This window comes from Pseudomonas sp. AC083, assembly GCF_979253165.1.
On record NZ_CEEDDH010000003.1, the window covers coordinates 195,953 to 212,107 of the forward strand.

Consider the following 16,155-nt stretch of genomic DNA (forward strand, 5'->3'; position numbering starts at 1 on the left):
TTCCATTGTGGGAGCGAGCCTGCTCGCGAAAGCGGTCTCGGATGAACACGAAATCCGTCGGCGCTCAGCGAATCCCCGCCAACAATGTCCTCGCGGTTTGCTTCAACGGCTCATCCCCTTCCCTGAGCAATTCATTGAGCAAGGCGATCGCACTGTCGATGTCGCCGTCGTCGATGCAGGTCTGTGCCTGTTCGAGCTTGCCGGCGGCCTCGGTGTCGGTCTCGGTGGACTCGGGTAATTGCAGATCCAGAGGTTCCAGCACCAGCGACGGCTCGGGATCGCCGAACTCGTTGAGAAAGTCATCGTCGAGCGGCTGGGCGTCGGGTTCGGGGATCCATTCAAGTTCGGCTTCTTCGGCAGATGCAGCCTGTGGCAGTTCGAAATCGACGGGGAGCACTGACAGGCTGGTGCCCAGTGCCGGATCATCGACCGGCGGTGACGCGGCATCAGTGCGGCTATCGTTCAGATCCCAATTTGAATCCATCGACAGCTCGCCAAGATTCAATTCGAAATCATCCTCGAGAGCGCCGGGCGACGCTGCAAGCGGCGCGGCTGCGGTCGCTGCCAAGGCCACGGGCAGTTCGGGCGCGATTGGCGTTGCTGCAAATGCCGCCGGTGCGGCGCCTGCCAGTTTGGGATGGCGAGCGCGGGTTTCAATCAGTTCACGCTCATCGACGCCAAGCGCACGCAGGCGGTTTTCCTGCTGTTCAAAAGCGCCGCTGTCACCCTGGCGCCCAAGAACCTCCAGCAACTGCAGACCAAGATCGGTGCGCTCGGGTTCCTTGTGCAAGGCATCGCGCAACATGCCGGCGGCTTCGCTGAGGCGGCCGTAGGCCAGATAGATGCCCACCGCCTCCAGCACATCGCCGGCACCGGGTTCGTCGCGATGATCGGCGGCCGCGTGCGCACCGACAGATTGTTGAAGCTCGGGCTCGTCGACGTCTTCTTCGGCGCTCACAGGCAATAGCGGCGTCGGCGTGCCATCTGCCGTCGAACGTTGCTGACGGCGGCGTATGAGCAACGCTGCCAGCACGCCCAGCAGCAATATCAGTCCGCCAAGTAGAGGCCAGTTCAAGCCATCGTCTGTCGTTTCCACCGGTGCCGAGACAGCAGCCGGAGCGGGCGCGACCACGGGTGGTGGCGGCGCTTTCTGCACTTCGGCCAAACGGGTTTGCAAATCTTCGATCTGCTTCCTGCCGTCGGCTATTTGCACTTGTTGCTCTTGCAGCCTGAGGTTCTGTTCGTCGAGGGTCTTTTGCAGTTGCTGGGTGAGCAGCACGCTGGCGGCCAGTTGCTCGGCCTGCGCATCGTTGGCAGGTACCGCCGGCGTTGGCGGCACAGGCGCCGCAGCGCGTTTGCCCTGGGCAGCCTGGGGCGGCGCGGTAGCCGGTGCGACGGTTGGAAATTCAGAAGATTGCGGGCGCGGATCCGGCTCGTCGGTGGCGGGCACGATGCCCGGCGAACCCGGCGGGTCGATCAGCACCGTGTACTCGCGCAGCAGACGGCCGTTGGGTTGATCGAGCTGCACGAGGAAATTCAGGAAAGGTTCGTTGACCGGTTTGCCGGACGTCACCCGGATCACTTGGCGGCTGCCGCGCAGGATCGGAGTGAATTTGAGGTCATTGAGAAAGAACACCCGCTCGACGCCGGCCCGGCCGAATTCATCCGCCGAAGCCAGGCTGGCCGAGAGATCGTTTTGCGTCAACGTGCCGACATCGACCAGCGCGATGTCGGCCTTGAACGGCTGATTGAGGGCTGAGTGAACAGTGATTTCGCCCAACCCCAACGCCATCGACCAGGTCGAATAGCTGAATACGCCAGCGAGCAGCAGCCATTTGGCGCCCCCGCGCAGCACGTGCCGACTTGCGAGCATGAGCATCCCTTAAATAAGCAAAACCGGTTTCTATGCGTTCGCACATCCGGTACGAACACGATATTGCCCAGTAGTTCTTATAGTCGGCTCAGCGCGATCTCTCAAAAAATCGCCACCGGGATGTGCCTCAAGATTTTTCCAGGTTGGCCAGAATGTGCCCGTGCACACGCATGCACACCTTCAAATCCGCCTCATCGACGCCCTCGAACAATTCGTGGCGCAGCTGCGTGGCAATGGTCTCGATCTGTTCGATCAGGGGCAGCGCAGGTGCGCAGAGCACGATTTTTTTCGCCCGACGGTCTTCCATCACTGACTGGCGTTGCACCAGTCCCTGGTTTTCCAGACTATCAAGCAAGCGCGCCAGGGTCGGGCCTTCGACGCCGACACTCTGCGCCAGTTCGCGCTGCGTCGGTGCCTCTTCAAAACGCGCCAGATGCAGCAGCACCAGCCAGCGCGCCTGTGAAAGGCCCAGCCCGGCGAGACGACGATCCAGTTCGGCACGCCAGCCACGGGACATCTGGGCCAGTTGCATACCAAAGCGATGTTGATCGGTTAACGGCATAAAACACTCACGGTTAGACTGAAAACACGGAAAATCTAATTATTAGTCAGCTAAGCATGGGCGGCAGTTATAGGCAAGAGTCGCTCTGTACTGAATCGTTACAACTGCACGGGGCTTGGCGCATACGTCGTTTCACATCTCGAATTCAGACTGCAAAGCCGCCCGAACGCAATACAGCACGCCTTCAGGCACACGCCCGGCGAACAATTCCGCCACTTCAGCGACGGACGGCAACTCGCCCTCACCGTCGAGGAACGCGTCCTGCACTTCGCCCATCAGTTCTTCTGGCAAATCCAGCGCCTGCTCCAGCGACAATTGCTGCTTGCCGATGGCTTCGGCGAGCATGGCGTAGACGTTCTTCTCCGAGCACTGCAACTGCCCGGCGATCTGCAGCGGGGTCATGCCGGCGCGGGCCAGGGTGATCAGCTCGTGTCGGACATCGGCAACCACCTTCGGCGCCTCCGCCTCGCCGCCGAGCACTTCGAGGAAGGCTTCGCCATAGCGTTCCAGCTTGCGTGCGCCGACGCCGCTGACCCGGGCCATTTCCGCCAGAGACGTCGGCTGGCTGCGGAGCATTTCCAGCAACGTCGAGTCGGGGAAGATGACGTACGGCGGCACGCCGTGTTCTTCGGCCAATTTGCGCCGTAGTGCGCGCAAGGCTTCCCACTGTTCGCGCTCCTCGCCGCGCACCAGTTGGCTGGCCTGGCTCTTGCTGCCGGTTTTGGCGGTGACTTGCGGTTTCAGGTCACGGCGCAGTTCCAGCTTCACTTCGCCTTTGAGCAAAGGCCGGCAACTGTCATTCAAGCGCAGACCGCCATAACCCTCGTGGTCGACATCGGCCAACCCACGCGCCACCAATTGGCGGAACAGCGAGCGCCACTCGCTCTCGCTCAACGCCTTGCCAACGCCGAACACCGACAGGTGCTGATGGCCAAAGCTGCGCACCTTTTCGTTGTCCTTGCCCAGCAACACGTCGACCAGATGACCGACGCCATAGCGCTGGCCGGTGCGGAAAATCGCCGACAAGGCCTGACGTGCAGGCTCGGTGGCGTCCCAGGTCTGCACGCCGTCGACACAGTTGTCGCAATGCCCGCACGGTTCGGGCATGTCTTCGTCGAAATAGGCCAGCAACGCCTGCCGGCGACAGCGGGTCTCTTCGCACAGCGACAGCATCGCGTCGAGCTTGTGCTGCTCCAGACGCTTGTGCCGCTCGTCGCCTTCGGAGTTCTGCAGCATCTGCTTGAGCATCACCACGTCTTGCAGACCGTAGGCCATCCACGCATCCGCCGGCAGACCGTCACGGCCGCCGCGACCGGTTTCCTGGTAATACGCCTCAAGGGATTTCGGCAGATCGAGGTGAGCGACAAAGCGTACGTTGGGCTTGTCGATGCCCATGCCGAACGCCACGGTAGCGACCATGATCAGGCCTTCCTCATTGAGGAAGCGCTTCTGGTGATAGGCGCGCAGATCGTTGGGCAGACCGGCGTGATACGGCAGCGCCGGGAACCCCTGCTCGCTGAGAAACGCCGCAACTTCTTCGACCTTCTTGCGCGACAGGCAATAAACGATGCCGGCATCGCTGCGCCGCTCGGCGAGGAACGCCAGCAACTGTTTGCGCGGCTGTTCCTTGGGCACGATGCGATAGAAGATGTTCGGGCGGTCGAAACTCGACAGGAAGCGCTCGGCGTTCTGCAGGTGCAGGCGATCGACAATTTCTTCGCGGGTGCGCTTGTCGGCGGTCGCGGTGAGAGCGATGCGCGGAACGTTGGGGAACAGCTCTGCCAATTGGCCAAGTTGCAGGTATTCGCGGCGGAAATCGTGCCCCCATTGCGATACGCAATGCGCTTCGTCGATGGCGAACAAAGCGATTTCCAGGCTTTGCAGGAATGCCAGCATGCGCGGCTGCACCAAGCGCTCGGGCGCCAGATAGAGCATTTTCACTTCGCCGCGTTTGATCCGCAGAGCGAGATCGCGCTGCTGCTCGGCACTCAGTGTGGAGTTCAGCGCAGCGGCGGCGACGCCCAGTTCTTCGAGGGTGGCGACCTGATCGTCCATCAGCGCGATCAACGGCGACACGACCACCGCCAGACCTTCACGCAACAGCGCTGGCACCTGGAAGCACAACGACTTGCCGCCACCGGTAGGCATCAGCACCAGCGCATCACCGCCGCTGGCCACGCGCTCAATGATCGCACCCTGACGGCCACGGAAACTGTCGTAGCCGAAGATGTCCTTGAGGACGCGTTGAGCCTGTTCGAGCATAAAAACTCCAAAAATCTACCGATACATCCCTGCTCAGGCTGGTTCAGAGCAGCTTCGGCTGCTTAAACAAAACGTAAGAACACATTGCATGACCAGCGCAGCGCCGGCAGGGATCGCAAAACGCGGCAGTATACCCGAGGCCTTCGCCGCAGAGGGTGCCGCTGAGAAGACACCTGATAAACCTGCCACATACAAAACCCTGTGGGAGCGAGCCTGCTCGCGAAAGCGACCTGTCAGTCGATGCAAAAGTGCCTGATAGACCGCCTTCGCGAGCAGGCTCGCTCCCACAGGGTTATTCATCTTTCCAGTAAGGCCGGTAATTCGGGCAAATCTGCCAAGCGGCTGGCTAGAGCGCGCAAGAAGGCCTAGAATTCCCGCATTGTTTATTCCCCAAGGTAGCCCCGTAATGTCCTTCGCTGAGCAACTGACCCGCCTGCAAGTCTTCCTCGACGCCGACGAGCTGCACGACGAGGCGCTGGATTACGTCGCCGCCCACGGTTACCTGACCGCGCTGTCGATCTGCTCCGAAGACGTTCCGGAGCGCGAGTGGATCGACGCGCTGTTCGCCGAAGAGCCGCATTACACCGACGAAGCCCAGCGTGCCGAAATCGAAGCCACGCTGATCGGCCTCAAGGCGCACATCGCTCGCCAACTGGCCTCGGATGAAGAATTCGAACTGCCGTGCGAACTGGATCTGGGCGAAGAGCCGGACGACTCCGAACTGCGCGGCTGGTGCATCGGCTTCATGGAGGGCGTGTTCCTGCGCGAAGCGGCCTGGTTCGAAACCGCCGAAGAAGAAGTCAGCGAAATGCTCCTGCCGATCATGGTCGGTTCCGGCCTGTTCGACGAGCAGCCTGAGTTCGAAGACATCGCCAAGGACGCCAACCTGATGGACGACATGATCGTTCAGATCCCGGAAGCCCTGACCGCGCTGTACCTGCTGTGCCAGGCCCCCGACGAAAAACCGGCGATCCTCAAGCCTCGTCATCACTAAGAACCGGCCTATGGACAATCCCATAGGCAACCGCCCCCTGATGTTGCGCTACGTCCTGCTGGCCATCGGCTGGCTCAGCGTGGCATTGGGGGTGATCGGCATCTTCCTGCCGGTCCTGCCCACCACCCCCTTCCTCCTGCTCGCCGCGGCCTGCTTCGCGCGCAGCTCTCCACGCTTCTATCGCTGGCTGGTCGAACACCCACGCCTCGGGCCATGGATCCGCGACTACCTCGAAGGCAACGGCATCCCGCTCAAAGGCAAGGTCTACGCGATCGGGCTGATGTGGGTGAGCATCCTATTCTCGTGTTATCTGGTGCCGCTGGTTTGGGCGCGTGGGTTCATGCTGACCAGTGCGGTGCTGGTGACGGTTTATATTTTGCGGCAGAAGACGTTGCGCAAATCCTGACACATGCCGATAGCAGTGAGCAGGTATTCACCTGTCGATGATCTCCCACATTGCAACTCCTTCCACTGTGGGAGCGAGCCTGCTCGCGAAGACTGACGTGTGAGTAACGCAGTACCATCAGGCAGAAAAAAACCGCCGTCCCTATGAGCTGGACGGCGGTTTTTTTGTTTCAGACGGCGCTTACACCGTATCCACCTTCAACGAATGATCATTAAGCATCCCGCTGATGATCGTCGCCGTGTCATGCCCTCCAGCCACCATGCCGCCCGCCCCCGGTGTCACGCCGTAGTGGCTGGCGAGGTTGACGCCGGCCAGGTCGATGGTCTGGTTCGGCGTGCCGCCGGCCATGGCGCTGACGTCGATGCTGGTCATCACCGAGGCGCCGCTGCCGCTGACGGTGAAGTGCAGATAGTCGTCCAGCGACGCGGTGCTGGCGTTTTCGCCTTGCAGCAATTGCGACAGGTCGAGTTTGTCGGTGCCGGGGGTGAAGTCGGTGATCAGGTCGTGACCGCTGTTGCCCTTGAGCCACTGGAAGGTGTCGGCCCCTGCCCCGCCTGTCAGCGTATTGTTGCCCATGCCACCGATCAGCAAGTCATCGCCAGCGCCGCCATTGAGGAAGTCGTTGCCGAGGCCACCGTTGATCACGTTGTTGTTGCCGTCGCCGGTGAGGCTGTCGTTGAAGTTCGAGCCGATCAGGTTTTCGATACCGGTCAACGTGTCGGTGCCGGCGCCGAGGGTGTTTTGCGCACCGAGCAGGCCGAGGTTGACGGTGACGGCGGCCGTGGCGTGGGCGTAGCTGGCGGTGTCGCTGCCAGTGCCGCCGTCGAGCAGGTCATTGCCGGCACCGCTGTAGAGCAAATCGTTACCGCCGTCGCCGTGCATTTCGTTGTTGCCAGAGCCTGCGGTGAGCACGTCGTTGCCTTCGCCGGCATTGATCACGTTGTTGCCGCTGCCTGCCACCAACACATCGTCGCCAGCAGTGCCGGTCAGGGTGTGGCCGTCCTGATAGCTGATGCTGACGTTGGCCGAGTCGCTGCCGCCGTGGGTGTCGTTAGCGGTGTAGATGCCGTGGTAGTCCGGCGTGATGTCGTGGGCCCCGGCGTAGTTGAGGGTCATGGTCAGTTGGTAGTTTTCCGCCGCGTTCGGGTTGCCGCCACCATTACCAATGTTGGTGATGTGGATCTGGTAGACGCCGTCCGCCGAGGCGCTGAGAGTCTGGCCGTCCGCCAGCGCCATCCAGGCACCGCCGTTGAGCGAATACTCCATGCTGATCTTACCGGCACCCAGATTGTGATCCAGATTGAGGGTTTCGCCCTGGCGCAGATTGACGGTAATGCGGTCTTCATCGTTGGCATTGCTGTTGCTCACCATGCCCAGATAACCGCTGACCACCAGCACGGCGGTCATGGTCGCGGCATTGGCGCTGAAGGCACTGCGCACATTGGCCAGGTTCTGGTTGGCCGCATTATTGTTCTGCCCAGTGAAACCGATCAGGCCGGTACCGGTGAAGTCCGCCGCTTTCGAAACCCAGCCAGTATTGAAACTGGTGGGGGTGGCGTTGAGGGTGTCGCCGTTCGGATCGCTGTCATTGGCCAGCAACAGCTCGCCCGGCACAACGATGTTGCCTGACAGCACGTTGGTGATGACGTGATCGTCCATCGCCACCGGTGGCGCGTTGGGAATCACTTTCACCGTCAGGGTGGAGCTGGCCAGATCGCCGTCGTTGTCGCTGACGGTGAAGCCGATGTTTTCGGTGATCACCACGGCGGTGGTTTTCTGCGAGGTGTAGCTGTATTCGCCGGTGTCGAGGTTGACCACCAGCGTGCCGCTGTTGTTGGTGGCGATGCTGACGCTGTTGTTGGCGGTATTGAAAGTGCCGTGGTTGGCGCCGCCGCTCGCGGTCAACGAACCCTGGCTACTGAGGGCTTTCGGATCGTAGGTGTAGGTGGTGCCGTCGACCACGATGGACTTGATGAAACCGCCATCGGCGCCGAACGAACCGCCCTCGCCCAGCAGCGAACCGGTAACCGGCGCGCCCTGCACGGTGCCGGACAATACCGAGTTGAGCTGATTGAGATCGGTGACCACCACCGCATTGGTGTTGGTGTGGTTGATGCCGTCGTAGGCCAGCGGATCGAGGTTGGCGTTACTCACGCCACTGCCCAGACCGATTGCATAGTTCTTGATGTTGTTGGCGTCGAGGAAGTTTTTCAGCGCGGCTTCGTCAGCCGTGCCGATGTCGCCCTCGTTGGGCTTGCCGTCGGAGAAGAAGTAGCCGACGTTCTGCGCCCCGGTGAGCTTGCCCGAGGTGTTGAACGCGGTCTGCATTACCGCCACGGCGGCATCGTAGTTGGTACCGCCGCCGGCATTCAGACCGGCAAGCAGCGTCTTGGCGGTGGCGACATCGACCCACACCGTGGTGCGGTCGGCGGCATTGCTGCTGAACGTCACCAACTGCACTTTCACATCGCCCAGATCATCGTACTTGTCGAGCAAGGCGCCAATGGCCTGCTTGGCCAGTGCCAGCCGCGACAGGCCCGGCACCCCAGAGGGATCGGCCATGCTGCCGGAGATGTCGAGGACGATGAGGATGTTCGAATCGATCTCCACTGCGGTAACCGAGCGATCCGAGGCAACGGCTTTCGGCACGTCGTCGACGATGTTCACCACGAGGGTGCTGGTGGTGCTGTTGCCCAGTGCATCGGTGGCTTTGTAGGTGAACGTTTCGCTCAGGGTGTTCGGCCCGTCGTTGGCGCTCGGCGCGGTTTTCGCTGCCGACGTCAGCGTGTAGGTGTAGGTGCCGTCGGCGTTGAGCTGCAGTTGTCCGTAGCTGCCGGTGGCGTTGCCGACCAGGGTGTAAGTGATCGCGCCGCTGCCGCCACTGACCGAACCGACCAGCGTGCCGCTGGCGGTTTCGCCGGTATTGCCCGGATCGCTGCCGGTGACTGTGCCGGGGGCCAGGTCAGTGCCATCCTTGCTCAGGTCGAGGGCTTTTTCATAGACGGTGATGTCGGTGTCGCTGACGGCGACCAGGCAGCTGTCATGCACATCGATGGTGATGGTGGTGGTGCTTTCATCGCCGTCGGAATCGCGCACGGTGTAGGTGAATACATCCACCGCGCCCGGGCCGTTCACCACGTTCGGATTGCTGTGATAGACGGCGTTGCCGTTGGCATCGAGGGTGAGGTAGCCGTAGGTACCATTGATCTGCGAATTCAAACCGCCGACGGCTGAAGTGGAGGTATCGGCACCGGCACGCACGCCGATCACGGCACCGGAAACCGCCGGACCGTCAGCGCCGCCACTATCGTTAGCGAAGACGTTGCCACTGACGGTGCCGCCTTCCGCGACCGAAGCCGCATCCGGATTGGCGCTCGGCAGGTCATCGACGATATTGACGTTGATCTGACCGCTGGCGGTACTGCCATCGGTATCAGTGGCGACCACGTCGAAGCTCTCGCTGAGGCTGTTGGCACCGTTGGCGTTCGGATGAGCTTCATTGTCGACCAGGGTGTAGCTGTAGCTGACCACGCCGGAGGCCGGATCGTAACCGGTGATGGTGAAGGTGCTGCCCAGTGGCGAGACCACCGATTGCGGCAAACCGGCGGCGACGCCATTGCTGATCACCGCAATGCCGCCGACCGTGAGGGTTTGCAGGCCATCAAGCGCAGTGACGGTGAAGCTGCCGCTCTGGGTCAGCGCCGAGGTGTCGGGGCTGCTGCCGTCGCTGAGGTTTTTCTCGTAGACGGTGATTTCGCCGCCCTTCACATCGAGGCCGTCGAGGCACACCGGATCGTCGTTGTTATGGATGTTCAGCACCAGGTTGGCGGTGCTGGTGTCGCCGTCGGCATCGGTGATGGTGTAGGTGAAGGTTTCAGTGCCGTTGCCGCCGCCGTGGAGGTTTTTGAAGTCGGCGTCATTGGCGTCCAGCGAGTAGGTGTAAGTGCCGTTGGCGTTGAGCACCAGCGTGCCGTAAGTGCCAGTGAAAGTACCGGCAGTCACCGGGCCGCTAGCGACGCGGTCGGCGCCTTGCACATCGTTGTCGAGAACGTTGCCGGTCAGGGTCAGCTGGGCTTCGGTCGCGTTGGTCGCGTTGCTGTCGTTCAGCGCTTTCGGCACGTCATCGACGATGCTCAAAACGATTGTGCTGGTGACGACGTTGCCGAGGGAATCGGTGGCCTGATAGGTGAAGGTTTCGCTCAGGCTGTTGGCGCCGTCGTCGGCGTGCGGCGTGGTGGTCGCTGGCGAAGTCAGGGTGTAGCTGTAAGTGCCATTGGCATTGAGGACGATCTGCCCATAATTGCCGGTGGCGCTGCCGATCAGTGCATAGCTGATCGCGCCGACCGCACCAGTGACTGAACCGACCAGGGTGCCGGACGCGGTTTCGCCAGTGCTGTTCGGATCGCTGCCGACCACACTGCCCGCCGCCAGATCCTGGCCATCCTGGTTCAGGTCGAGGGCTTTTTCGTAGACGGTGACGTCAGTGTCGCTGACCGCTTTCAGGCAGCTGTTGTAGACGTCGATGGTAATGGTCGTGGTGCTTTCGTCACCGTCGGCGTCGCGCACGGTGTAGGTGAATACGTCCACCGCGCCCGGGCCGTTCACCGTGTTCGGATTGCTGTGATAAACGGCGTTGCCGTTGGCATCAAGCGTGAGGTAGCCGTAGGTGCCGTTGATCTGCGAATTGAGTCCGCCGATGGCCGAAGTCGAGGTGTCGGCACCGGCACGCACGCCGACCACTGCGCCGGTAATCGCCGGGCCATCCGCGCCGCCGACATCGTTGTTGAGTACGTTGCCGCTGACGGTGCCACCCTCCGCCACCGAAGCCGCGTCCGCATGCGCGGTCGGCAAATCATCAACGATGTTGACGTTGATCTGGCCGCTGGCGGTGCTGCCATCGGTGTCCGTCGCCACCACGTCGAAGTTCTCGGTGAGGCTGTTGGCGCCGTTGGCGGTTGGATGAGCTTCGTTGTCGGCCAGGGTGTAGCTGTAGCTGACCACGCCGGTCGCCGGGTCATAACCGCTGATGGTCAAGGTGCTGCCAAGCGGCGTGATCACTGATTGCGGAAACCCTGCGGCCACGCCATTGGTGATCACCGCGATGCCGCCGACTGTGAGGGTCTGCAGACCATCGAGAGCGCTGACGGTGAAAGTGCCGTTCTGGGTCAGCGCCGGGGTGTTGGGGCTGGTGCCGTCGCTGAGGTTTTTTTCGTAGACGGTAAGTTCGCCGCCGTTGACGTCGAGGCCATTGAGCAGCACCGGATCGTCGTTGTTGTGGATGTTCAATACGAGATTGGCAGTGCTGGTATCGCCGTCGGCATCGGTGATGGTGTAGGCGAACGTTTCGGTGCCGTTACCGCCGCCGGTCAAGGCTTTGAAATCGGCATCGCTGGTATTCAGCGTGTAGGTGTAAGTGCCGTTGGCGTTCAGAACCAAGGTGCCGTAAGTACCAGTGAATGTACCGGGCGTGACTGGACCAGTGGGCACGCGGTCGGCGCCTTGTATGTCATTGGTGAGGACATTGCCGGTCAGGGTCAGTTGGCTTTCTGAGGCAGTGCCGTTGCTGTCATCGTTGGCTTTCGGCAGGTCGTCGACGATGTTCACGTCCAGCGTGCCGGTGGCGGTGGTGCCGTTGTCATCGACCACCGTGACCGCGAACTGCTCAGGCAGATTGTTCGCACCGTTGGCGTTCGGATGCGCTTCGTTGTCAGCCAAGGTGTAGCTGTAACTGACCACACCGGTTGCAGCGTTGAAACCAGTAATCGTCAGCGTGCTGCCCAGTGGCGTGGTGATCGATTGCGGGAAGCCTGCGGCGACGCCGCTGGTCACCACGGCGATGCCGCCGACAGTCAGCGTGGTGACGCCGTCCAGCGCGGTGATGGTGAACGTGCCGTTTTGTGTCAGTGCGGTGGCGTCCGGTGCGCTGCCGTCGCTGAGATTTTTCTCGTAGATCGTCAGCTCGCCGCCAGCGACGTTCAGGCCGTCGATGATGACTGGATCGTCGTTGTTGTGGATCTGCAGAATGAGGTTGGCGGTGCTACTATCGCCGTCGGCATCGGTGATCGTGTAGGCGAAGGTTTCGGTTCCGTTGCCACCGCCGGTCAAGGCTTTGAAATCGGCATCGCTGGTATTGAGCGTGTAGGTATAAGTGCCGTCGGCGTTCAAAACCAACGTCCCGAACGTGCCGGTGAAAGTGCCCGGAGTAACCGGGCCGGTAGGTACGCGGTCGGCACCTTGCACGTCGTTGGTCAGGACGTTGCCGGTCAGGGTCAGTTGGCTTTCTGATGCGGTACCGTTGCTGTCATCGTTGGCGTTCGGCAGGTCGTCGACGATGTTGACGTCGAGGGTGCCGGTTGCCGTCGTGCCGTTGTCATCAACGACCGTGACTGCGAACTGCTCAGGCAGATTGTTCGCGCCATCGGCGTTCGGATGCGCCTCTATGCCGGCCAGGGTGTAGCTGTAGCTGACCACGCCGGTTGCAGCGTTGAAACCAGTAATCGTCAGCGTGCTGCCCAGTGGCGTGGTGATCGATTGCGGGAAGCCTGCGGCGATGCCGTTGGTCACCACGGCGATGCCGCCGACGGTCAGCGTGGTGACGCCGTCCAGTGCAGTGATGGTGAACGTGCCGTTTTGGGTGAGCGCGCCAGTGTCCGGGGCGCTGCCGTCGCTGAGGTTTTTTTCGTAAACCGTGAGCTCGCCGCCGGCGACGTTCAGGCCATCGATGGTGACTGGATCGTCGTTGTTGTGGATTTGCAGAACGAGGTTGGCGCTGCTGCTATCGCCGTCGGCATCGGTGATGGTGTAGGCGAAGGTCTCTGTGCCGTTGCCACCGCCGGTCAAGGCTTTGAAATCGGCGTCACTGGTATTCAGGGTGTAGGTGTAAGTGCCGTCGGCGTTCAGAACCAAGGTGCCGTAAGTACCGGTGAACGTGCCGGGCGTAACCGGGCCTGTCGGTACGCGGTCGGCGCCTTGGATGTCGTTGGTAAGGACGTTGCCGGTCAGGATCAGCAAGGTTTCCGAGGCAATGCCGTTGGCGTCGTCAAACGCTTTGGGCACGTCGTCGGTGATATTCACGTCCAGCGTGCCAGTGGCGCTGTCGCCATTGCTGTCGGTGGCGATCACGGTGAACTGTTCGCTGAGATTGTTCACGCCGTCGCCGGCCGCGTGGGTTTCGTTGCCGTTGAGGGTGTAGCTGTAGCTGACCGTGCCAGTGGCCGCGTTGTAACCGGTGATGGTCAGGGTGTTGCCCAGTTGCGTGGTGATCGACTGGGGAAAGCCGATCGGCACGCCGCCAACAATCACGTTGATGCCGCCGATGCTCAGGCTGTTCAAACCATCCGCTGCCGAGACCGTGAAGCTGCCACTTTGCGTCAGCGCGCCTGGATTGGCCGCTGTACCGTCAGGCAGATTGGCTTCATTGAGGTTGAGTTCGCCATCTGCCCCATTGAGGCCGTTGAGGATGACCGGGTTGTTCACTGGTGGCGGTGGCACCACGACCGGCGCTGGCGTGTCGTCGCCATTGTCGATGTCCGCGTCGCGACGATACTCGGGAAATTCGGGAATGCCGTTGAAGCCAGCGGTGGGGAAACCAATGATCGGATCGACTCGGCCGCCGACTTCGGTGAGCAGAACGAAACTGTGCCCGCCGCCCAGTTCACCGGTATTACCGGTGGGCGCGTTGGGGCCGGCTGCGGTGGCTTCGGCGGTTTTGCTCGGGTCTTCACCGGCGGCGATGGCTTGCTGGATCTGCTCGACATCGGTCAGTTGCGCCTGGCTCGGGGTCTGCGCTTCGTCGACGTTCACCGGCACAGCCTGGTCGGCCAGCAATTGCCCGGTCATGGTGATGCTGCTGCCCCGGCCGAGGGTCAATTCCTCGCCGTTTTGCAGTTTCACTGCCACCGCGCCTTCCGCGCCGGTGATCAGTTGATCGCCAGCGTACAAACGATCGCCTTCGAACAGCGGACGCTTGATGCCGTCGCTCGCTTGAGCGAACACCTGACCAATGACTTTTGTGACCGTACCGATGAGCGTTGCCATGTGAAATCCTCCGCTGCCGACCACCGTCGGCACTGGTTCGCGAAGCAGCCCATGGCTCAATCGGGTTGCCGGGGGCGACGCTCGCACCCTCGACAGTTCGTTTCGCAGGCCCGGTTTGAGGTGAATTGTCAGCGCTATCAAGCACTTGCCAACCCTGTTCAATCCATCGACCCACTAGCGCTACGTAACGGTGGTGAATCACCCGAGTGACAAAAATCTGTCGCTCATTCCCCGCTACGCGTCCCTCCCCTTCAGCAGTACTTCGCAGTGTCTCGCAAAGTGAATGGAACTTTCCTCAAGCCTTTTCGAGCTCCCTAAAGCGCATAAAACAAAGGCTTTCGAGCTGAACAATGTGCTGCTTTTGAAAAACCGCATAAGTTTTTTTTGGAATAAACCTTATGAAAATTTTTTCTTAGCTACGCTCTAGGATGTTCTTAGCTCTGTTGTTACAAGAGTGAAACGCTTACACCCTAAATTTACGTCAAATATTTGGCGACGGTAACACAACATTGAGATCCAGGGAGATGCACCCATGCGCGTTTTAACCCCCCTCTGCAGCGCGGTTTTGCTGGCCATGGCTTGCACTTCCCAAGCCCAGGCGATGAACCTCACCGAGGCGATTCAGAGCACCATCGCTACCCACCCGGAACTGGCTTCGCGCGTGGACGCCCGCCTGTCTGCGGATGAGCAGGTGAAAGTGGCCAAGGGCGGGTTTTATCCGTCGGTCGATCTGAACGCTGCCTACGGGCGCGGCTACAGCGACAACACCAACACCCGTGCCTTCGGTAATCACAACACCGAAATTCTCAATTACACCCAGTCCGAGCTGCGCTTGCGGCAGATGATCTTCGACGGCTTCAACACCGCCAACGAGGTCGAGCGCACCAAGGGCGTGTCCAATTCGCGCGCCTACTACGCGCAAGGCACCGCACAGGATCTGGCCCTGCGCACCATCGAGGTCTACCTCGAAGTGCTCAAGCGGCGGGAACTGGTGACGCTGGCGAAGAACAACCTGCAGGCGCACTTGCGCGTCAACGACCAGATCGGCCTGCGCACCGAGCGCGGCATCGGCAGCACCGCCGACTCCGATCAATCGGTTGCCCGTCGTGCACTGGCGCAGAACAACCTCGACACCGCCGAAGTCGATCTGGCCGACGCCGAATCGAATTTCTACAGCGTGGTCGGACGCATGCCCGATGAGCTGGAAACCCCGGCCTCGACTCGCGGTGAGATGCCACCGGACCTGCGTGAAGCGCAGCAGAGCATGGTCGACAACAACCCGTACCTGAAATCGGCCCAGGCTGACGTGCAGTCCGCCGAGAGCCAGTACGAAGTGGCCAAGTCGCCGTTCTACCCGCGCTTCGACGCGGAAGCGGCAGTGGGCGCAAACAACAACGTGCAGGGTGATGAAGGCCACGACAACGAATGGCGTGTCGGTGTGGTGATGAACTACAACCTGTTCCGTGGCGGCAGCGACAAGGCACGTCTGGCCGCGAATGCCCACGACATCAACCAGGCGATGGACATCCGCAACAACGCCCTGCGTCAGCTCAACGAGAACATTCGTCTGGCCTGGAACGCCATGGAAAATGCCAAGAAGCAGACGCCAACCGCTCGCGAATACGCAGAAACCACCAAACGCGTGCGCGCCGCTTATCAGGACCAGTTCGGCCTCGGCCAACGCACCCTGCTCGACCTGCTCGACAGCGAAAACGAGCTGTACAACGCCAACCGTCGCTACACCGAAATCCGCTACACCGAGGAATACTCGATGTACCGCGTGCTGGCGAACATGGGCCAATTGCTGAGCAAGCAACGCGTGGTGCTGCCGGCTGATGCGATTGCCACGACCGAAGTGAAAAACCAGGCGCGCCTGCCGGAACTGAAATAAACGGTGCAGGAACTGACTTTGCCCTGATCGTTCCCACGCGCAGCAAAGGAATGCCTCAAGGGACGCTCCGCGTCCAGTGACGCGGAGCGTCACGGGCTGCATTCCCACGCAGAGCGTGGGAACGATCCGA

The 16,155-nt window shown here is 61.3% G+C and carries 7 protein-coding genes; 3 read left to right on the forward strand and 4 right to left on the reverse strand.

Translation table 11 applies throughout. The features are described 5' to 3' along the window. Nucleotides 1–64 precede the first annotated feature (64 nt). The 3 genes from AC0IXA_RS07010 to recQ all read right to left on the reverse strand — a co-directional run bounded on the left by AC0IXA_RS07010 (nucleotide 65) and on the right by recQ (nucleotide 4,697). Complete coding sequence (locus AC0IXA_RS07010; protein WP_471812320.1) at nucleotides 65–1,873, reverse strand: motility hub landmark protein FimV; 1,809 nt, start codon at nucleotides 1,871–1,873, stop codon at nucleotides 65–67. 127 nt (nucleotides 1,874–2,000) lie between these two features. Further along, entirely contained in the window at nucleotides 2,001–2,435 is a 435-nt protein-coding gene (locus tag AC0IXA_RS07015) for a MarR family transcriptional regulator (protein ID WP_016771142.1), read from the reverse strand. Nucleotides 2,436–2,567: 132 nt separating this feature from the next. Continuing rightward, on the reverse strand, nucleotides 2,568–4,697 hold the full coding sequence (recQ, locus tag AC0IXA_RS07020) for a DNA helicase RecQ (protein WP_024012058.1): 2,130 nt from the start codon (nucleotides 4,695–4,697) through the stop codon (nucleotides 2,568–2,570). 406 nt (nucleotides 4,698–5,103) lie between these two features. On the opposite strand from recQ, the gene AC0IXA_RS07025 reads away from it, so the two are divergent. Next, nucleotides 5,104–5,691: a UPF0149 family protein gene (locus AC0IXA_RS07025; RefSeq protein ID WP_016771143.1), complete on the forward strand. Its 588-nt coding sequence runs from the start codon at nucleotides 5,104–5,106 to the stop codon at nucleotides 5,689–5,691. 10 nt (nucleotides 5,692–5,701) lie between these two features. Next, nucleotides 5,702–6,097 (forward strand): YbaN family protein, encoded by a 396-nt coding sequence (locus AC0IXA_RS07030; RefSeq protein WP_110645038.1) that lies wholly within the window; start codon nucleotides 5,702–5,704, stop codon nucleotides 6,095–6,097. A gap of 180 nt (nucleotides 6,098–6,277) precedes the next feature. Here AC0IXA_RS07030 and AC0IXA_RS07035 read toward each other — a convergent pair whose 3' ends face one another. After that, the gene (locus AC0IXA_RS07035) at nucleotides 6,278–14,134 is read right to left on the reverse strand and encodes a retention module-containing protein (RefSeq protein WP_471812323.1); all 7,857 of its coding nucleotides are present in this window, start codon (nucleotides 14,132–14,134) and stop codon (nucleotides 6,278–6,280) included. A gap of 532 nt (nucleotides 14,135–14,666) precedes the next feature. Here AC0IXA_RS07035 and AC0IXA_RS07040 point away from each other — a divergent pair. Beyond that, complete coding sequence (locus tag AC0IXA_RS07040; RefSeq protein ID WP_016771146.1) at nucleotides 14,667–16,025, forward strand: TolC family outer membrane protein; 1,359 nt, start codon at nucleotides 14,667–14,669, stop codon at nucleotides 16,023–16,025. Nucleotides 16,026–16,155 lie beyond the last annotated feature (130 nt).

Excerpts from the sequence above, each read along its gene's own strand:
- recQ (WP_024012058.1), bottom strand. The coding sequence starts at position 4,697 with ATGCTCGAACAGGCTCAACGCGTCCTCAAGGACATCTTCGGCTACGAC.
- AC0IXA_RS07040 (WP_016771146.1), top strand. The coding sequence starts at position 14,667 with ATGCGCGTTTTAACCCCCCTCTGCAGCGCGGTTTTGCTGGCCATGGCT.
- AC0IXA_RS07010 (WP_471812320.1), bottom strand. The coding sequence starts at position 1,873 with ATGCTCGCAAGTCGGCACGTGCTGCGCGGGGGCGCCAAATGGCTGCTG.
- AC0IXA_RS07025 (WP_016771143.1), top strand. The coding sequence starts at position 5,104 with ATGTCCTTCGCTGAGCAACTGACCCGCCTGCAAGTCTTCCTCGACGCC.
- AC0IXA_RS07015 (WP_016771142.1), bottom strand. The coding sequence starts at position 2,435 with ATGCCGTTAACCGATCAACATCGCTTTGGTATGCAACTGGCCCAGATG.
- AC0IXA_RS07030 (WP_110645038.1), top strand. The coding sequence starts at position 5,702 with ATGGACAATCCCATAGGCAACCGCCCCCTGATGTTGCGCTACGTCCTG.
- AC0IXA_RS07035 (WP_471812323.1), bottom strand. The coding sequence starts at position 14,134 with ATGGCAACGCTCATCGGTACGGTCACAAAAGTCATTGGTCAGGTGTTC.